Here is a 17,843-nt window from a genome sequence, read left to right on the forward strand (position 1 = left end):
CGCGGCCCGCAGCCGCGAGTTGATCGCCGCCAGGCTTGACCCGGCGCACATCCTCGATGATGATCGGCGCTCCTGATCCTGCTGGAGATGCGGCATGACCGAGCCCAGACTCTGCGTCGGTTTCCCGGGCCGTCTGGTCCTCGTCGGTTTCGGCTGCATCGGCCAGGGTCTGCTGCCGCTGATCCTGCGCCACATCGACGTCAGCCCGGCGATGATCACCGTCGTCGCCGCCGACGCCGCGGGTCGTGGCGTCGCCGAGCAGGCCGGGGTCCGTCTTCTGACGCACGTCCTGCGCCCGGCAAACTATTGCCAGATCCTCGATCCACTGGTTGGCCATGGCGATTTCCTCATCAACGTCGCCGTCGATGTCTCGTCGCTGGCGCTGATCGACTACGCCCGGAACCGGGGTGCGCTCTACCTCGACACGTCGATCGAACCATGGCCCGGGGGCTACGACGACCCGACGCTGACGCCGGCCGCACGCACCAACTACGCGCTGCGCGAGCAGGCCCTGGCGCTGCGCACGGCTTCGCCAGGACAGCCGACGGCGGTGCTGACACACGGCGCCAACCCGGGGCTGGTCTCGCATTTCGTCAAGCGGGCGCTGCTCGACCTCGCCGCCGAAACCGGCCTGACGGTGTCCACCCCGCAGCGGCGTGAAGAATGGGCAGAGCTTGCGCGCAGCCTCGGCGTGCGGACGATCCACATCGCCGAGCGCGACACGCAGGTCTCGGAGTTCCGCCGGCAGACGGGCGAGTTTGTCAACACCTGGTCGGTCGATGGCTTCATCAGCGAGGCACAGCAGCCGTGCGAACTCGGCTGGGGTTCGCACGAACGCCGGCTGCCGAAGGATGGCCGCCGCCATCGCAGCGGCTCGCAGGCAGCCATCTATCTGCAGCGGGCGGGATGTGCCACGCGCGTGCGCAGCTGGACGCCTGGCGGCGGTCCGTTCCACGGCTTCGCCATCACACACGGCGAATCGATCTCGATCGCCGACTACCTGACCGTCGGCCGCGGCAAGGCGCCGAGCTACCGGCCGACCGTGCACTACGCCTACCAGCCATGCGATGACGCGCTGCTGTCGCTGCATGAGTTCTCGGCGCGCAACTACCTGCGGCAGGAACGCAAGCGCATCCTGCTCGACGACATCGCACCCGGCGGCATCGACGAACTGGGTGTGCTGCTCGCCGGACACGCGCGCAACGCCTACTGGTTCGGCTCGCAACTCGGCATCGACGAGGCACGGCGTCTGGCGCCGCACAACAGCGCCACCACCCTGCAGGTCTGTGCGGCGGCACTCGCCGCGATGATCTGGGCGATCGAGAATCCCGCTCGCGGCGTCGTCGAACCCGACGAGATCGACTTCGAGCGCGTGCTGCAGATCTGCATGCCCTACCTCGGCAGGGTGATCGGTGCCTACACCGGCTGGACGCCGCTGCACGGGCGCGGCCGCCTGTTCCCGGAAGAGCTCGACCAGTCGGATCCCTGGCAGTTCAGCAACGTCCGCATCGACTAGCCGGTTGTGCGCGGCGGCGATGCAGCCGCCAGTGTCGAATGGGCGCCTGTCGCCGTCACCGGCGGCGACGCCGGCTAACGCTGCCGCCGATACAGCCCGATCAACTCACAGGCAGCCAGGACGTGCCCCTGCATGGCCTCCTCGAGCCTCGCCTTGGGCGGTTGCTGCAGGTCCGGCAGGACGGTGTCGAGGGCATACAGCTTGTGAAAATAGCGATGCGTGCCGATCGGCGGGCAAGGGCCGCCGTAGCCGCTACGCTGCCAGTCGTTCAATCCGTGCAGCGTCGGCGGCGGCAGCTCGCGATCGCCGACACCCTCGGGCAACTGCCGGGCATGCGGCGGAATGTTGTACAACAGCCAATGAACCCAGGTCATCCGCGGCGCAGCCGGATCTGGCGCATCCGGGTCATCGACGATGAGCACCAGGCTCCTGGTTGCCGGTGGCGGCTCCCCCCACGACAGTGGCGGCGAGACGTTGCGCCCGTCGCAGGTGTGGCGGGCCGGGATCATGCCCTGGTGGGCGAAAGCGGTCGAGCTCAGGAACAGCGTCCCGCTCGCTGTGGCAGCCTGCGACATGCGCATCTCCTGCAGTGGGCCATGGAAGAACGGTTTTCAGTGTAGTCTGCCAGGCTCCACTTTTCCATGTCAGCAACAGCCATTTGCACTGGCAAACGCCGTTGCACGATCTATCCTTAAGGAAGGAAGAGGGCAGCGCGAACCTGCTGCCGCAGGATGAAGCCTGCCCGGCGCAACGACACCGTGCCTCCGGCTGAGTGCCGGGGCGTGCCCATCGACAAGGAGGTCCATCATGAGCAGCAAGTCCATTCCCGCCGGCTTTCAGCAGGTGCGCCGTGACCGCCTGCTGCAGGAAGAAGCCCACGACACCTACCACAGCAAGGGCAAGCTCGCCGAGCCGACCGTCTGCCCGGAGTGCCATGCCGTATTCAGCCATGGACGCTGGCAGTGGGGCATTGCCGCGCCAGCCGACGCGCACCGGGTCCGCTGCCCGGCATGCCACCGGGTCCACGACCGTTGCCCGGCGGGCTACGTCGTCCTCGACGGCGACTTCCTGCAGGCGCACCACGACGACATCGTGCACCTGGTGCGCAACGAAGCGGAAAGGCAACGCGCCGAGCACCCCCTGAAACGCGTGATGGCTTTCGAGGACAGCGAGGCAGAGTTGAAGCTCAGTACCACCGACATCCACCTCGCGCGCGCCATAGGGGAAGCGGTGCATCACGCCTACCAGGGCACCCTCGAGTTCCACTACAACCCGCAGGAACTCCGCCTGCACGTGCATTGGTCACGTTGAACGCCCGCCGGGCTGCGACCGCGTCGACCTCGGTGGCGCTCAGAAGCGCGTGTCGAGACCGTGCTCCGCCAGCTCGGCGGCACGCAGGACGGCGCGCGCCTTGTTCTGCGTTTCCTGCCATTCGGCAGCCGGATCGGAATCGGCAACGATTCCCGCTCCGGCCTGCACATGCAGTTGGCCATCCTTGACGATGGCGGTGCGGATGGCAATCGCCAGGTCCATGTCGCCGTTGAACCCGAGGTAACCGACGGCACCGGCGTAGATGCCGCGCTTGACCGGCTCGAGTTCGTCGATGATCTCCATGGCACGGACCTTCGGCGCGCCGGAAACGGTGCCGGCGGGGAAGGTCGCGCGCAGCACGTCGAGGGCGTCCAGTCCCGGCTGCAGACGGGCCTCGACGTTGGAGACGATGTGCATCACGTGCGAGTAGCGTTCGACGATCATGTTCTCGGTGAGCCGGATGGTTCCGACGCGCGCGACACGGCCAGCGTCGTTGCGACCGAGGTCGAGGAGCTGCACATGCTCGGCACGCTCCTTCTCGTCGGCCAGCAGCTCGGCGGCCAGGGCCTGGTCCTCCTCGAAGGAGACGCCGCGCCGGCGCGTTCCGGCGATCGGCCGCACGGTGACCGTTTCACCCTCGAGGCGCACGAGGATCTCCGGCGACGCGCCGACGACATGGAAATCCTCGAAGTCGAAGTAGAACATGTAGGGCGACGGATTGAGCGAGCGCAGCGAGCGGTAGAGCGCCATCGGACTGGCGGCAAAGGGCTTGCTCATGCGCTGCGAGAGGACGACCTGCATGATGTCGCCCTCGGTGATGTAGCTCTTGGCCTTGACCACCGCCCGTCGGAACTGCGCCTCGCCGAATAGTGATGCCGCGGGGGGCGAGGACTGCGGCGTTTCGGGAGGAATGGCAACCGGTTCGCGCAGCCGGAGCAGCAGTTCGCGCAGGCGGGACTGAGCCTTCTGGTAAGCCGCCGGCACGCCGGGCTCGGCATACACCACCAGCGTCAGTTTGCCCGACAGATTGTCGACCACCGCAATCTCTTCGGACAGCAGGAGGAGAATGTCGGGAATTCCCAGCTCATCCGCCTTCTGCGATCGCGTCAGTCGGGTTTCGATGTAGCGCACGGTGTCGTAGCCGAAACAGCCTACCAGACCGCCGCAGAAACGCGGCAGGCCGGTGGTCGGCGCGGCGCGAAAGCGCTTCATGTACTTGCCGATGAACTCGAGCGGGTTGGTGTCGTCTTCGCGTTCGGCGATGCGGTTGCCGTTGAGTACCAGCACCTGATGCGCGTTGACGACGATTCGTGTCGGGCTGGCCAGGCCGATGATCGAGTAACGACCAAAGCGCTCGCCGCCCTGTACCGATTCGAGCAGATAGCTGTAGGGGGTATTGCCCAGCTTGAGGTAGATCGACAGCGGCGTGTCGAGATCGGCAAAGGTCTCGAGCGTGACCGGGATGCGGTTGTAGCCTTCGGCAGCCAGGCGATTGAAATAGGCTTCGGTCATCGGAACTCCACAAGGAAACACGCCGGCAACGGACGGGCTTCCTGCCGGTGTTCGCCTGCCGCCCTGCGCTCTGGTGCCACCGCGATCCGGGCCGCCGCACGCCGCTGTCGCTGCCCGTCGCGGCGGACCGGGGCCAGCGACCGTAGCGGCAGAATGTTCAGGCGTGAACCAGACGCTTCGCCGCCTCGGCGAGGGTCGAGACTATACCATCACAAGCCAGTTCGCGAACGTCGCGCCCTTCGTTGTAGCCGTAGGGAACGAGAAAGACATGGCAGCCGGCCGCCCTGCCGGCGTGGAAATCGTGCACCGAATCGCCGATCATCAGCACGTCGACCGGCGACACGGCGAGACGACCACTGGCCCAGAGCAATGGCATCGGGTCGGGCTTCGGCCGCGGCAGGACGTCGCCGCTGACGATGACGTCGAAGTAGGGATAGAGGCCGGTGCGCTGCAGCAGGGGCAGGGTGAAGGCCTCGGCCTTGTTGGTGATCACGCCAAGCGGCAAACCGAGGGCCTTGAGCGCATCGAGACCCTCGCCGACGCCGGGAAAGAGCGCCGCATGGCGGCCGTTCTCGACAGTGTAGTGCCGCTTGAAGCTGGCCAGCGCATCGGCAGGCGGTGGCGTGGCATCGTCTGCCGCCGCCATCGACCCGGCGAGAACGCGCTTGACCAGATTGGGGATGCCGCGGCCGACATAGCTGCGGATCGATTCGACGGCGATCCCGGGGCGGTCCAGGTCATGCAGCATGGCGTTGGCAGCGGCATGCAGATCGAGCACGGTATCGAGCAGGGTGCCGTCGAGATCGATGAGCACGGCACGGACGGCAAGCGGGGGCGGCATCATGGATTCTCCAGTTGCGCGCGCAGGGCGGCGAGGACGCTGTCGTAGCGATTGGGATCGCCATCCCGGCCAGCGCCGTAGACTGCCGAGCCGGCGACGAAGGTGTCGGCGCCGGCGCGAGCAATTTCGCCGATGTTGTCGACCTTGACGCCGCCGTCCACCTCGAGCCGGATGCGCCGGCCCCGCTCTCGCTCGTAGGCATCGATGCGGGCACGCACGGCGGCGATCTTGGGCAGCGTCGACGGTATGAAGGTCTGCCCGCCGAAACCCGGGTTGACGCTCATCAGCAGGATGAGGTCCAGTCGATCCATGACGTGATCGAGATGGGCGAGCGGTGTCGCGGGATTGAGCACCAGTCCGGCCTGGCAGCCGTTCTCGCGGATCAGCGCCAGCGTCCGGTCGACGTGTTCGGAGGCTTCGGGATGGAAGCTGATGATGTTGGCGCCAGCACGGGCAAAATCGGGAACGATGCGATCGACGGGCCTGACCATCAGGTGGACGTCGATCGGCGCCTGCGTCAACGGTCGGATCGCCTCACAGACGAGCGGACCGATGGTCAGGTTGGGAACATAATGGTTGTCCATCACGTCAAAGTGAATCCAGTCTGCACCGGCGGCAATGACGTTGACCACCTCTTCGCCGAGCCGCGCAAAGCTGGCTGAGAGGATGCTGGGAGCGATGACGTGCATGACGGGAACCTCGACGAGATGGAGCCTGATTCTAGCGCGAAAAGCCTGTCCGCTTTGGAGCGAGCACTCGGTCGGTGAGAGGCTGTCCGGCAGAGCTTGTCAGCGTCCCGAGTTTAGTGTGCAATGCCGGTTCCGATCGTTCCGACACAGGGCAGAAATGGCCGCCAGCAAGAAGTACGAGATCGCCGTCAGCGCTCTTCCGCAATACATTGCCGACCAGTCGGACCCCGCGCGCGACCACTACGTGTTCGCCTACACGATCAGCATCGAGAATGTCGGCACGGTACCCGCGCAGCTGATTTCACGGCACTGGGTGATCACCGATGCCACCGGCGAGGTGCAGGAGGTGCGCGGGCTCGGAGTGGTTGGCCGGCAGCCGCTCCTGCAGCCGGGCGAGAAGTTCGCCTACACCAGCGGCTGCCAGCTCGATACCCCGGTAGGTACGATGCGCGGCAGCTACCAGTTCACCGCCGTCGATGGGCAACAGTTCGAGGCGGAAATCCCTGCCTTCACCCTTGCAGTGCCGCACGTCCTGCACTGATCCTGCAAAGCGACCAACCGGCGCTCGCCGGCGGCTGGTTCAGGCTCATCCGCCTGCAACGCATCTAGCTGCGGTAGTCGGCGTTGATCCGGACGTAGTCGTAGGAGAGGTCGCAGGAGTATACCGTGGCACTGGCGTCGCCGCGGCCGAGCGCCACGCGAACGGTGATTTCGGCCTCCTGCATGATCGCCGCGCCGTCCTCCTCGCGATACGAATCCGCCCGCCCGCCGTTCTCGGCCACCAGGATCTCCCGTTCGGCGCTGCCCAGCCAGACACGCACGCGGTCGACGTCGAGTTCGTCGAGCTCGGCGTAGCCGATGGCTGCCAGGATTCGGCCGAGGTTGGGATCGGCGGCAAAGAACGCCGTCTTCACCAGCGGCGAGTGGCCGATGGCGTAGCCGACGGTTCGGCATTCGCTGCGGTCGCGGCCACCTTCGACGACGATGCGGATGAACTTGCTCGCACCCTCGCCGTCACGGACGATCGCTTGTGCCAGCTCGCAGGCGACGGCAATCACGGCCTGTCGCAGCGCCTGGTAGCCCGGGTCCGTCGGGGCGCTGAAATCGACGCCGGCCTGGCCGGTGGCGACCAGGATGAACGAATCGTTGGTCGAGGTATCGCCATCGACCGTGATGCCGTTGAACGACTCGTCGGCGGCTTCGCGCAGCAGATCCTGCAGCAGGATGGTGGCAACGCCGGCATCGGTGGCAACGAAGGCCAGCATCGTCGCCATGTTCGGCCGGATCATTCCGGCACCCTTGCTGATGCCGGTGACGGTCACCACCCTGCCATCGACGCTGATGCGTCGCGATGCCGCCTTGGCCACCGTATCGGTGGTCATGATGGCGTGCGCCGCCGCATGCCAGTTGTCCGGACGCAAGTCCGCGATGCACGCCGGCAGCCCGGCCAGCAGCCGATCGACCGGCAGCGGTTCGAGAATCACGCCGGTCGAAAAGGGCAGCACCTGCCGGTCGGCGATCGCCAGCAGGCTGCCGAGGGCGGCGCAGGTTGCCGTCGCCGCCCGCCAGCCTGCTTCACCGGTGCCGGCATTGGCGACGCCGGTATTGATCAGCAGCGCACGGATGTCGCTGCCGAGTTCGAGATGCCGGCGGCACACCTGCACCGGCGCCGCGCAGAAGCGGTTGGCGGTGAACACGCCGGCCACCCGGGTGCCGCTGTCGAAAGCCAGAACCGCCAGATCACGACGATCGGGCTTGCGAATCCCCGCCTCGGCGACACCGAGGCGGACGCCCGCCACCGGCAACAGTTCCGAGGCGGCTGGAGTACGGTAATTGACGGGCATGAAAACCTCGCTGGCGAAGGCGCAAGTGCGGCAGGCACAGGGCCGGGCGCCGCTGACCGCGATCGGCCGGCGCCGCTGTGCCGACCCTGCGGATCAGCCGTGGCAGGAACTACGACAGCTTGCCATGGCAGTACTTGTACTTCTTGCCCGAGCCGCAGGGGCACGGCTCGTTGCGCCCGACCTTGTGTGCCGCCGGCGCCGGCCTGGCGGCTGCCGTCTCACCAGCGGCGGCGGCCGCCGAGCCGAGCGCCTCATCATAATCCGCATGATGGTAGCGGACATTCTGCACGTCGACATGCGGCGCGGTTTCCTCGACGTCCTGCGCCCGCACCTGCACCGTCACCAGCAGGCGCGTGACGTCGGCGCGAACGCTGTCGAGCATGCGCTGGAAGAGCTCGAAGGCTTCGCGCTTGTACTCCTGCTTCGGATTCTTCTGCGCATAGCCGCGCAGATGAATCCCCTGTCGCAGATGGTCGAGCGCCGCCAGGTGCTCGCGCCAGTGCGTGTCGAGGCTCTGCAGCATGACATTGCGCTCGAACTGGTGGAACATCTCCGCCCCGACCAGCTCGATCTTGTGAGCGTAGGCGGCCGCCGCCGCATCGATGATCCGCCGCAGGATGTCCTCGTCACGCAGATTCGGTTCATTCCGCGCCCACTCGCTCACCGGCAGGACGATCTGCAGATCGGCAGCCAGTGCCCTCTCGAGTCCGGGCAGATCCCACTGTTCCTCGACCGTTTCAGCCGGCACGTGGAGGCGGAAGCACTCATGCAGCACGCCTTCGCGCATGGCGGTGATGGTTTCCGAGATGTCCTCGGTCTCCAGGAGCTCGTTGCGCTGCGAGTAGATCACCTTGCGCTGGTCGTTGGCGACGTCGTCGTACTCGAGCAACTGCTTGCGGATGTCGAAGTTGCGGGCCTCGACCTTGCGCTGTGCCGATTCGAGCGAACGCGAGACGAGCGGATGCTCGATCGGCTCGCCTTCCGGCATCTTCAGGCGCTCCATGATCGCCTTCAGGCGTTCACCGGCGAAGATGCGCAGCAGCGAATCATCGAGAGCGAGGTAGAAGCGCGACGAGCCGGGGTCACCCTGGCGGCCGGAACGGCCACGCAACTGGTTGTCGATGCGCCTTGATTCGTGACGTTCGGAGCCGATGATGTGCAGGCCGCCAGCCGCCACCACCTGGTCGTGCAGCACCTGCCACTGCGCCCGGATCGTGGCAATCTGCGCCGCGCGCTCGGCCTCGCCGAGAGCCTCGTCGTCACGCACCAGCGACACCTGCTTCTCGATGCTGCCGCCAAGGACGATGTCGGTGCCGCGGCCGGCCATGTTGGTGGCAATGGTGATCATCCCCGGCCGCCCGGCCTCACGGACGATCTCGGCTTCGCGCGCATGCTGCTTGGCGTTGAGTACCTGGTGCGGCAGCTTTTCGTGGTCGAGCAACGCCGACAGCAGTTCCGAGTTCTCGATCGACGTCGTCCCGACCAGCACCGGCTGGCCGCGTTCGCGGCAGCCGCGAATGTCGGCAACGATCGCGCTGTGCTTCTCCTTGGCGGTGCGGAACACCTGGTCGTTGTTGTCCGTGCGCCGCATCGGCTGGTTGGTCGGGATGACGACCGTCTCCAGGCCATAGATCTGCTGGAATTCGTAGGCTTCGGTGTCGGCCGTACCGGTCATCCCGGACAGCTTGCCGTACATGCGGAAGTAGTTCTGGAAGGTGATCGAGGCCAGCGTCTGGTTCTCGTTCTGGATGCGCACCCCTTCCTTGGCCTCGACTGCCTGGTGCAGCCCGTCGGACCAGCGACGGCCGGACATCAGGCGACCGGTGAACTCGTCGACGATGATCACCTCGCCGTTCTGCACCACGTACTGCTGGTCGCGCAGGAAGAGGTTGTGCGCCCGCAGTGCGGCATACAGGTGATGGATCATCAGGATGTTGGAGGCGTCATAGAGACTGCCGCCATCGGGCAGCAGCCCGGCACTGGCGAGCAGTTCCTCCGCATGCTCGTGCCCTTCCTCGGTCATCAGGATCTGATGCCCTTTCTCGTCCACCCAGTAGTCGCCGGGGCCATTCTCTTCGGCGCAGCGCTTGAGCAGCGGCGCCACCTTGTTCATCCGGACGTAGAGGTCGGTATGGTCCTCGGCCTGTCCGGAAATGATCAACGGCGTCCGCGCCTCGTCGATGAGGATCGAGTCCACTTCATCGACGATGGCGAAAGCCAGTTTTCGCTGCACCCGCTCGCCGGCCGAATAGACCATGTTGTCGCGCAGATAGTCGAAGCCGAACTCGTTGTTGGTGCCGTAGGTGATGTCGGCGGCGTACGCCGCCTGCTTCTGCTCGTGCGGCATCTGCGACAGGTTCACGCCGACCGTGAGGCCGAGGAAGCGGTGCAGGCGCCCCATCCACTCGGCGTCCCGATTGGCCAGGTAGTCGTTGACCGTGACGATGTGCACGCCTTCGCCGGACAGCGCGTTGAGATAGGAAGCCAGCGTCGCGACCAGCGTCTTGCCCTCGCCGGTACGCATCTCCGCGATCTTGCCATCGTGCAGAACCATGCCGCCAATCAGCTGCACATCGAAGTGGCGCATGCCGAGGGCTCGCTTGCCCGCCTCGCGGACGACGGCGAACGCCTCCGGCAGCAACGCGTCAAGCGTCTCGCCATTCGCCACCCGCTCCTTGAAATGTGCCGTCTTGCCACGCAGCGCATCGTCGGACAGCGCAGCGATCCCCGCCTCGAGCGAGTTGATCTTGCGCACGACCTGCATGTACTGCTTGATCAGCCGGTCATTGCGGCTGCCGAAAATCTTCTTGAGTAGGCCGGAAATCATTCTGGGAACGGTAGAGGAGGTTGCAGTTGAAGGGCGGACCCGAGCCAGGGGCCGGCTCGCCTCCGCGCTGTGAAGCGGGAGTGCCGTTCGCACTGGACCACCTGAGCGGCACGATGACTGCATCCAGGCCATCATGCGGCGCGCGGCATGGATACTACCTTCAACACTCGCCCGACGCAATTCTGGCGGCGCGGCGCCGCGCTTCCGCCTGCCAGCGGCAGCGGCCTGCAGCCCGCTGCCGTGCCTCCGGCAACAACCACCGGCGAGCTGGCACGGCAGCGCGCGGCACGCTTGCCACTTGACAAACATCGGTGCTTTAATGCTCCTGCAATCACCGTCGCCGGAGGAACCCGAACATGCCCGATACGCGTTTCAAACCCCTGCCGTGGACCCGACTCCAGAGAGGCGTTCCCTGTTACCTGCCGAAAGCCGCAGCCCGCCCGTCGGTCGATATCCATTCGCCGGCACTGGCGGTGATGACCGATTTTCAACGCCAGCCGCCGATGACGGTGAGCAGTGACACCTCGCTGGAGGACGCCAACAGGCTCATGGCGGCCAGCCACGGGCACTACCTGCTGGTGGCCGACGAGCAGAGGCATCTCCTGGGCATCGTCACCGAAGCCGGAACGAGGGGCCACCGGCCGCTGGCCGCGGCGCACCGACTGGGCGTCAAACCAGCCGAATTGGTGGTTGGTGACGTGATGATCAGCAAGCATGACGACGCCGAGGTGATGCACCTGCGCGATGTCAGCGCGGCCCGGGTGGGCAACGTCCTCGCCGCCCTGCGCGAGCTGGGCTCGCCATTCTGCCTGGTGGTGGACCACGACGAGGAAGACCACCACGTGCTCTGCGGAGTCTTCTCGTTGTCCCAGATCGATCGGCAGCTCGGTCTCACATCCTCAACCGAAGAGATCGCGCAGACCTTCTCGCAGGTCGTCAGCTCACTCGGCCATTGAGCGGCGTGCCGCCGCCGACACGCCGGCGCGACGCCGCTGCAACGACTGCCCGCGGGCCATCGCCGAGCGGGTGCGGTGCGTTCGCCTGCCGCTTGCTGCCGGCCAGGCAACCCGGCCGCGAGGCGGATCACGGCTGCTGCCGCGGTTCTCGGGAAGGGATTGGTGGCCGCCCTGCCGGGCGGCATTGCGTCCGGATTCCGTACAGGCTCCGGCAAACCCTGCCATGACCACCTGAGCGATCGAATTCGTGGCACGCCCGAGACGATTCGAACGTCCGACCCCTGCCTTCGGAGGGCAGTACTCTATCCAACTGAGCTACGGGCGCGTGCAGGGCAGGAAGCTTAACCGGTTTGTCCCGGCTAGTCCAGCCCGCGACCACTTCTGGACGGCGCCAAACGGCGGTAGAATACGGGCTTTGACCAGCACACCACCAAGGACTTGGCATGGCTCAGCAGCAATCCTCCTCGCGTTTGATTCTCGTGGTCACCATCGTCGTCGCGATCGTCCTGATCGTCGTCATCTGGCCGCTGTCCCTGATCGGCAAGGGTCAAGTCATGCCCCGCTCTGCGGATGACGCCGACGGGCGCATCCAGCCGGTGGCGAAGGTGGAGCTGGCGAAGCCGGCGGCCGCCAAGTCCGATGGCAAGCCACGCGACGGGGCGACCGTCTACCAGTCGGTATGCATGGCCTGTCACGCCAGCGGCGCGGCCGGTGCGCCAAAGGCCGGCGACAAGGCTGCCTGGGCACCGCGCATCGCGACGGGGACGGCCGCGCTGATCAACAGCGTCACCAACGGCAAGGGCGCCATGCCGCCGAAGGGAGGTGGCGCCGATCTCACCGACGGCGAGATCAAGGCAGCAGTGGAACACCTCGTCGGACTCGCCAAGTAACCTCGGCCGGGGCAGCAGGAAAAAGGAGGCCGGCGGCCTCCTTTTTCCTCGTGCTCCCAGTCGGCGCCGCTGCCGTGCAACGGCGCTTGCGGCACCGATGTCCTTACTTGCCTGCTGCCGGAGCGGCACCGGTGGTGGCGGCGGGAGTGGGCGTCGTCGCGGCGGGAGCAGCCTCGGCCTTCTTCGCCTTCGGTTTCGCCTGCGTCGTCTTGTCTACCGCGACGGCTTCGGTCTTCGCCGGCGTCGCGGTCGTCGCGCTGCCGGCAGCCGCAGCCGGGGTGGCGGCGGCAGGAGCTGGCGCGGCTGCGACCTGCGCCGCCGGCTTGGCGACCTCGACCGGTTTCGCCGGGCTGGTGGCGGTGCCCTGGGCAAGGGCGGCGGTACCGAAAGCAGCGGCGACGGCGAGGGCGATGATGTTCTTCAGCATGATGATCTCCTTGAGTTGATTGGGGTTTGCTCGGCCGAGCCAGGGAACTGTCGTTTGATCCTGCGGCCTTGCACCGATCAACGCGGTGGCTCACGCATTCGATGTCAGCAGTTGCGTAACGCGCTGTAACGCCCTTTGCCCCGCCGCCGCAGCCCACTCAGCCGGCGCGGCCGAGCATCGCCCGGATCGCCGCCAGACGCTGCGCGCCACCCGCCCTGTCGGGCACGCCGTCGCTCGCACGCCCGACAAAACGCAGCTCGTCGCGGCCCATCTCGCCGATGAATCGTGACGCCTCGCTGGGCATCAGTTGCCGGCCCTGCTGGCGCTTTTCGGCGTAGCTGAGATGCAGCGATCGCTGCGCACGGGTGATCCCGACGTACATCAGACGGCGCTCTTCCTCCAGACGGTTCTCGGCCTGCGCTTCCCGATGCGGCAGCACACCTTCCTCGACACCGATCAGGAAGACATGCTTGAACTCGAGACCCTTGGCGGCATGCAGCGTCGACAGCTGGACCGCGTCGGCGTCGACCTCGTCCTTCTCGATCATGCTGATCAGGGCAATTCCCTGCGCCGCTTCGAGCAGCGTCTTCCCCTCCTCCTCTGCCTTCCTGCCCAGCCAGTCGCACAGCTCGCGCACGTTCTCCCACCTCGTCCGCGCCGTCCGCGCTTCCTCCTGCGCCCGCAGCCAGTCCTCGTAGGCGATCCCGGTCAGCAGTTCGTCGAGCACCGACGCCGCCGGTTCACGCCCGGCGCGCTGCTGCAGGCGCCGGATGAAGCCACCGAACTCGACCAGCGGCGAGAGCTGGCGGGCCTGCACCCGTTGCGCAAACCCCTCCTCGAAGGCAGCGGTGAACAGCGGCAGGTGGCGTTCGCCCGCATACTCGCCAAGGACCTGCAGCGTGCTGCTGCCGACACCACGCCGTGGCGCGCTGACCGCCCGAATGAACGCCGGATCGTCGTCGGTATTGGCCAGCAACCGCAGGTAGGCGGCAATGTCGCGAATCTCGGCCTTGTCGAAGAACGACTGGCCGCCGGAAAGCCGGTAGGGAACGCGCTGGTTGCGCAGGAACTCTTCGACGGCGCGCGCCTGGAAGTTGCCGCGGTAGAGGATCGCGTAGTCGCTGTATCGGCCCCGATGTTCGAAGCGGTGCGCCTGCAGCTTCATGACGACCGACTCGGCCTCGCGATCCTGATCGGGACAGGCGCTGACGGTGATCGGGTCGCCGGGGCCAAGCTCCGACCAGAGGCTCTTTTCGAAGAGCTTCTCGTTGTTCGCGATCAGTGCGTTCGCCGCCTTGAGGATGCGCGCCGTCGACCGGTAGTTCTGCTCCAGCTTGATCAGCTTGAGGTTCGGGTAGTCGCGTGGCAGGCCGCGCAGGTTGGCCAGGTCGGCACCGCGCCAGCCGTAGATCGACTGATCGTCGTCGCCGACGGCAGTGAAGGCGGCGCGCTGCCCGGCCAGCAGCCGCAGCAGGGCGTACTGGCCGGCGTTGGTATCCTGGTACTCGTCGATCAGCAGGTAGCGCAGGCGGTTCTGCCACTTTTCGCACAGCGCTGGCTGCGTCTCCAGCAGGCGCACGGGCAACGCGATCAGGTCGTCGAAGTCGACCGCCTGATAGGCGCGCAACGTCTCCGCGTAACTCGCATACGCCCTGGCAGCCCGCGCCTCGCTGTCGTCGCCGGCAATCCGGGCTGCCTCGCCGGGCAGAACCAGCGCGCTCTTCCAGCTCGAAATCTGCCACTGCAGACGGCGAGCCACCGCCTTGTCGACGCTGCCCGCAAGCTCGGCCAGGATGGCGAGACAGTCAGCCGAATCAAGGATCGAGAAAGCCGGCTTGTAACCGATTGCCGCAGCTTCCTCGCGCAGCATGCGCACGCCCAGAGCGTGGAAGGTGGAGATGACCAGACCGCCACCAGCAGAGCGCCCGGCAAGCAGCTTGCCGACGCGTTGCTGCATCTCGCGCGCTGCCTTGTTGGTGAAGGTGATCGCCGCAATGTTCCGCGGCTGCAGACCACAGGACTCGATCAGGTAGACGATCTTTTCGGTGATCACCCGCGTCTTGCCCGAGCCGGCGCCGGCCAGGACCAGCAACGGGCCATCGAGGTAGCGAATCGCTTCCCGCTGCTGCGGGTTGAGAACGGACATTGCGGCAGGGTCGGCTGGATCGGGGCGCGATTCTAACACGCGCCCAACGACGACGAGCGACGCCGGAGCCGGCTGGCGTCGGCGCAGGCCCCCGCGCTCACGACCGCAGTGCGCCATGGCGGCACGGCGCCGGCAAGCACTGGCGACGGAACGCCGGCTCAGGCACCCAGTCGCTGCGTGGCCACCGGTCGCGGCCAGCGCAGGCGCGCCTCGAAGCCGCCGGCGGCGAGGTTCTCGGCCTCGAAACGGGCGCCGTGCAGCTCGGCGATCCTCTGCGCGATGGCGAGCCCGAGGCCGCTGCCCTCGCTGCCGGCATCGCTGCCACGATAGAAGCGTTCGGCAAGCCGCGGCAGTTCGTCCGCTGCGACCCCCGGACCATCGTCCGCCACGCCGAGAGAGAGCTCCTCATTCTCACGGCGGACGAAAACGGTGATCCGGGCTGCCGCCGGGGTATAGCGCAGAGCGTTGTCGAGCAGGTTGCGCAAGACGATCTCGAGCAGTTCGCCGTCACCGCTGACCGACAGCGGCTTGCCGCGCGCCTGCAACCGCAGGCCATGCCGGTTTTCCGGCACCGGCGTTTCAGCGAGCACCCGCCGCGCGAGTTCAGCCAGGTCGATCTCGCTGGATGTCGGCAATTGCGCCAGCGGATCGAGGCGCGCCAGGCGCAGCAACTGGTCGACCATGCGGGTCGCACGGTCGGTGCCGGCGACGATCTGGTCGAGCGCGTGCTGCCGGTCGGCGCTGTCGGCCGTGCGCTGTGCGACCTGTGCCTGGATGCGGACCACCGCCAGAGGCGTTCGCAGCTCGTGCGCGGCATCGGCGGTGAACCGGCGTTCGTTGTCGAGGGTGGCCCGCAGCCTGAACAACAGGCGGTTGAGCGCCACCACCAGCGGCTGAGCTTCGGTGGGCACGTGGCGCCCGGCCAGCGGCATGAGGTTGTCCGGAGAACGCGCCGCGACATCGGCCGTCAGGTCGTCGAGCGGCTTCAGCCCACGCCGCACCGAGTAGTAGAGCAGGAGCAGCAACAGCGGCGACATCAGCACGATCGGCAGGACCGACTGCACCGCCACCTCCAGCGCCGCCCGGTCGCGCAGCACGATCGACTGACCAACCTGGACGCGGTAATCGCCCGAATTCGCGACGAGGTTGAGGATCCGCCAGGGCTGACCGTCGTGTTCGATGACCGTGTAGCCGGGAGGAGCGGACAGATCGACCGGCGGCGCGTGTTCGGAACGCAACAGCAAAGCCCCGTCGACACCGCCGATCTGGAACTCGAGCTGCGGCTCGTAGAGGTTCTCCTCGCTGCTGCGCACCGTCGCCAGTCGCGTTGCCAGGTCGCCGAGGTGCTCCTCGTTGTCGCGCACCAGCGCCAGCAGGAGCCGGGCTGATTGCGCCAGGTGCCCATCCATCAGTTCCTCTGCCTCATGCTGCGCCTGCCAGTAGCTCATTGTGGCGGTCAGCGCGAGGCCGCAAAGCGACGCCACGCACACCGTGCGCAGCAGGCGCCAGCGCAGCGACTGCAGGCGGACACTCTGCAGCGAGTGGCGCATCAGGTCGGATCGCAGAGCTGGTAACCGAGGCCGCGCACGGTGCGGATGAAGTCCGCACCCAGCTTCTTGCGCAAGTGATGGATATAGACCTCGACGGTATTGCTGCCGGTTTCCTCACCCCATGAGTACAGGCTTTCCTCGAGCTGACCGCGGGTGCGGATATGGTTCCTGTGACGGAGCAGATCGAGCAGCAGCGTGTACTCGCGCGCCGACAGACTGACCGGCTCGCCATCCCGGGTAACCCTCTTGCTCGCGGGGTCGAGCACCACACCCGCGTGCTCGAGCGTCGGCGTCGCCTTGCCGCCGGCGCGGCGCAGCAGCGCCCGCAGGCGCGCCTGCAGTTCCGGCAGGTCGAAGGGTTTCGTGAGGTAGTCGTCGGCACCGGCATCGAGCCCGGCGATCTTGTCAGCGCTGCTGTCGCGCGCCGTCAGGATCAACACGGGCAACTGATTCCCGCGCTCGCGCAAATCCTGCAACACGGACAGGCCACCCCGTTTCGGCAGCCCGAGATCGAGCACACAGGCCAGGTAGGCGTGGTCAAGCAGCGCCAGGCGCGCGGCCTCGCCATCGCGCACCCAGTCGACCGTGTAACCGTCGAGTTTCAGGCCGGCGCGGACGCCGTCGCCAAGCAGGACATCATCTTCGACGAGCAGAACGCGCACTTACCTGTTTTCCTTCCTGAGTTTTGCCAGCAACGCCTGAATCTCCTGGCGGCGACCGCTGTCGGCCAGTTCGCGCCCGGGGCGGGGCGGCGCCTTCAAGGCTCTTTCGAGGTACGGCACTGCCTCGGCCGACCGGCCACGATCGGCCAGATACTCGCCGTAAAAGAAGTTCGGGTCAATGCCGTCCGGGTTGATCGCCAGCGCCTTGCGAAAATACTCCTCGGCCCGTTCCTTGTCGCCAAAGCCGACCGGCCAGCCCGGCACCTTGGCATAGAGGGTCGCCAGGCTGGTGTAGGCCGATCCGTTCAGCGCCCTGTCGTTGAGCTTGAGCGCCTCGTCGAGTCGCTGCCGGGCTTCCTTGGCCAGCGACAGCGCCCCGAGGCCACCCTTGGCACCCGCTTCACTGGACAGGACGATGCCCTCCCAGATCAGTGCCTCGGGCATCTTCGGATTCGCGTCGACGATCCTGCGCGCCTGTTCGGCCAGTACCCGATAGCCCTCGGCCTGCTGTTTCTCCGGCTGACGATACTTGATCTCGGCCCACTGCTCCTGGATCGGCCGGATGAGATCCTCGGCGGTACTGGCGACGGCCAGCGAACTGCCGGCGAGGAGGGCGAGCAGGGTGACGAACCTGCCGGCGGCAAGCACAATCTTCATGGGAATGTTCCTTTC

General features: G+C 66.7%; 16 protein-coding genes and 1 tRNA gene. 5 read left to right on the forward strand and 12 right to left on the reverse strand.

Features of this window, described 5'->3' with window-relative positions; translation table 11 throughout:
- Positions 1 to 94: 94 nt before the first annotated feature.
- Positions 95 to 1,516, forward strand: coding sequence for a homospermidine synthase (locus HT579_21450; GenBank protein ID QKS31267.1), 1,422 nt, complete (start codon positions 95 to 97; stop codon positions 1,514 to 1,516).
- A 74-nt stretch (positions 1,517 to 1,590) separates the two neighbouring features.
- Here the strand turns inward: HT579_21450 and HT579_21455 are convergent, their stop codons facing one another.
- The gene (locus HT579_21455; GenBank protein QKS31268.1) at positions 1,591 to 2,091 is read right to left on the reverse strand and encodes a YbhB/YbcL family Raf kinase inhibitor-like protein; all 501 of its coding nucleotides are present in this window, start codon (positions 2,089 to 2,091) and stop codon (positions 1,591 to 1,593) included.
- Positions 2,092 to 2,323: 232 nt separating this feature from the next.
- Here HT579_21455 and HT579_21460 point away from each other — a divergent pair, with 232 nt between their 5' ends.
- Positions 2,324 to 2,827 (forward strand): ATPase, encoded by a 504-nt coding sequence (locus HT579_21460; protein ID QKS31269.1) that lies wholly within the window; start codon positions 2,324 to 2,326, stop codon positions 2,825 to 2,827.
- Between the two features lie 39 nt (positions 2,828 to 2,866).
- On the opposite strand, the gene HT579_21465 is transcribed toward HT579_21460, so the two are convergent.
- The 3 genes from HT579_21465 to rpe all read right to left on the reverse strand — a co-directional run bounded on the left by HT579_21465 (position 2,867) and on the right by rpe (position 5,869).
- Positions 2,867 to 4,339, reverse strand: coding sequence for an anthranilate synthase component I (locus tag HT579_21465; GenBank protein ID QKS31270.1), 1,473 nt, complete (start codon positions 4,337 to 4,339; stop codon positions 2,867 to 2,869).
- Positions 4,340 to 4,496: 157 nt separating this feature from the next.
- Positions 4,497 to 5,180: a phosphoglycolate phosphatase gene (locus tag HT579_21470; GenBank protein QKS31753.1), complete on the reverse strand. Its 684-nt coding sequence runs from the start codon at positions 5,178 to 5,180 to the stop codon at positions 4,497 to 4,499.
- Positions 5,180 to 5,869, reverse strand: a complete 690-nt coding sequence (gene rpe / locus HT579_21475) for a ribulose-phosphate 3-epimerase (protein ID QKS31271.1) — start codon at positions 5,867 to 5,869, stop codon at positions 5,180 to 5,182. The genes HT579_21470 and rpe overlap by 1 nt, the downstream gene beginning before the upstream one ends.
- 157 nt (positions 5,870 to 6,026) lie before the next feature.
- Here rpe and apaG point away from each other — a divergent pair, with 157 nt between their 5' ends.
- A complete protein-coding gene (apaG, locus tag HT579_21480) occupies positions 6,027 to 6,410 on the forward strand; it encodes a Co2+/Mg2+ efflux protein ApaG (GenBank protein ID QKS31272.1) in 384 nt (127 codons plus the stop codon).
- Between the two features lie 64 nt (positions 6,411 to 6,474).
- Here apaG and argJ read toward each other — a convergent pair whose 3' ends face one another.
- Both argJ and secA read right to left on the reverse strand, forming a co-directional pair.
- On the reverse strand, positions 6,475 to 7,713 hold the full coding sequence (argJ, locus tag HT579_21485; GenBank protein QKS31273.1) for a bifunctional glutamate N-acetyltransferase/amino-acid acetyltransferase ArgJ: 1,239 nt from the start codon (positions 7,711 to 7,713) through the stop codon (positions 6,475 to 6,477).
- Between the two features lie 109 nt (positions 7,714 to 7,822).
- Positions 7,823 to 10,540, reverse strand: coding sequence for a preprotein translocase subunit SecA (gene secA, locus HT579_21490; GenBank protein QKS31274.1), 2,718 nt, complete (start codon positions 10,538 to 10,540; stop codon positions 7,823 to 7,825).
- A 356-nt stretch (positions 10,541 to 10,896) separates the two neighbouring features.
- Here secA and HT579_21495 point away from each other — a divergent pair, with 356 nt between their 5' ends.
- On the forward strand, positions 10,897 to 11,496 hold the full coding sequence (locus HT579_21495; GenBank protein QKS31275.1) for a CBS domain-containing protein: 600 nt from the start codon (positions 10,897 to 10,899) through the stop codon (positions 11,494 to 11,496).
- A 248-nt stretch (positions 11,497 to 11,744) separates the two neighbouring features.
- Here the strand turns inward: HT579_21495 and HT579_21500 are convergent.
- Positions 11,745 to 11,821: transfer RNA gene (locus HT579_21500), tRNA-Arg, on the reverse strand.
- A gap of 118 nt (positions 11,822 to 11,939) precedes the next feature.
- Between HT579_21500 and HT579_21505 the strand changes: the two genes are divergently transcribed.
- Entirely contained in the window at positions 11,940 to 12,386 is a 447-nt protein-coding gene (locus HT579_21505) for a cytochrome c5 family protein (GenBank protein ID QKS31276.1), read from the forward strand.
- 103 nt (positions 12,387 to 12,489) lie between these two features.
- Here HT579_21505 and HT579_21510 read toward each other — a convergent pair whose 3' ends face one another.
- From HT579_21510 to HT579_21530, 5 genes are all read right to left on the reverse strand, one after another.
- The gene (locus tag HT579_21510) at positions 12,490 to 12,813 is read right to left on the reverse strand and encodes a hypothetical protein (protein QKS31277.1); all 324 of its coding nucleotides are present in this window, start codon (positions 12,811 to 12,813) and stop codon (positions 12,490 to 12,492) included.
- A 157-nt stretch (positions 12,814 to 12,970) separates the two neighbouring features.
- Positions 12,971 to 14,959: a UvrD-helicase domain-containing protein gene (locus tag HT579_21515; protein ID QKS31278.1), complete on the reverse strand. Its 1,989-nt coding sequence runs from the start codon at positions 14,957 to 14,959 to the stop codon at positions 12,971 to 12,973.
- 158 nt (positions 14,960 to 15,117) lie between these two features.
- A complete protein-coding gene (locus HT579_21520; GenBank protein ID QKS31279.1) occupies positions 15,118 to 16,509 on the reverse strand; it encodes a sensor histidine kinase N-terminal domain-containing protein in 1,392 nt (463 codons plus the stop codon).
- The gene (locus HT579_21525) at positions 16,509 to 17,171 is read right to left on the reverse strand and encodes a response regulator (protein ID QKS31280.1); all 663 of its coding nucleotides are present in this window, start codon (positions 17,169 to 17,171) and stop codon (positions 16,509 to 16,511) included. The genes HT579_21520 and HT579_21525 overlap by 1 nt, the downstream gene beginning before the upstream one ends.
- Positions 17,172 to 17,828 carry a hypothetical protein gene (locus HT579_21530; GenBank protein ID QKS31281.1) on the reverse strand — a complete coding sequence of 219 codons (657 nt, stop codon included), beginning with the start codon at positions 17,826 to 17,828 and terminating at the stop codon, positions 17,172 to 17,174.
- Between the last annotated feature and the right edge of the window lie 15 nt (positions 17,829 to 17,843).

This window comes from Candidatus Accumulibacter similis (assembly GCA_013347225.1).
Lineage (GTDB): Bacteria > Pseudomonadota > Gammaproteobacteria > Burkholderiales > Rhodocyclaceae > Accumulibacter > Accumulibacter similis.

Coding starts and splice junctions, on each gene's coding strand:
- HT579_21450 (QKS31267.1), top strand. CDS start 95: ATGACCGAGCCCAGACTCTGCGTCGGTTTCCCGGGCCGTCTGGTCCTC.
- HT579_21455 (QKS31268.1), bottom strand. CDS start 2,091: ATGTCGCAGGCTGCCACAGCGAGCGGGACGCTGTTCCTGAGCTCGACC.
- HT579_21460 (QKS31269.1), top strand. CDS start 2,324: ATGAGCAGCAAGTCCATTCCCGCCGGCTTTCAGCAGGTGCGCCGTGAC.
- HT579_21465 (QKS31270.1), bottom strand. CDS start 4,339: ATGACCGAAGCCTATTTCAATCGCCTGGCTGCCGAAGGCTACAACCGC.
- HT579_21470 (QKS31753.1), bottom strand. CDS start 5,180: ATGCCGCCCCCGCTTGCCGTCCGTGCCGTGCTCATCGATCTCGACGGC.
- rpe (QKS31271.1), bottom strand. CDS start 5,869: ATGCACGTCATCGCTCCCAGCATCCTCTCAGCCAGCTTTGCGCGGCTC.
- apaG (QKS31272.1), top strand. CDS start 6,027: ATGGCCGCCAGCAAGAAGTACGAGATCGCCGTCAGCGCTCTTCCGCAA.
- argJ (QKS31273.1), bottom strand. CDS start 7,713: ATGCCCGTCAATTACCGTACTCCAGCCGCCTCGGAACTGTTGCCGGTG.
- secA (QKS31274.1), bottom strand. CDS start 10,540: ATGATTTCCGGCCTACTCAAGAAGATTTTCGGCAGCCGCAATGACCGG.
- HT579_21495 (QKS31275.1), top strand. CDS start 10,897: ATGCCCGATACGCGTTTCAAACCCCTGCCGTGGACCCGACTCCAGAGA.
- HT579_21505 (QKS31276.1), top strand. CDS start 11,940: ATGGCTCAGCAGCAATCCTCCTCGCGTTTGATTCTCGTGGTCACCATC.
- HT579_21510 (QKS31277.1), bottom strand. CDS start 12,813: ATGCTGAAGAACATCATCGCCCTCGCCGTCGCCGCTGCTTTCGGTACC.
- HT579_21515 (QKS31278.1), bottom strand. CDS start 14,959: ATGTCCGTTCTCAACCCGCAGCAGCGGGAAGCGATTCGCTACCTCGAT.
- HT579_21520 (QKS31279.1), bottom strand. CDS start 16,509: ATGCGCCACTCGCTGCAGAGTGTCCGCCTGCAGTCGCTGCGCTGGCGC.
- HT579_21530 (QKS31281.1), bottom strand. CDS start 17,828: ATGAAGATTGTGCTTGCCGCCGGCAGGTTCGTCACCCTGCTCGCCCTC.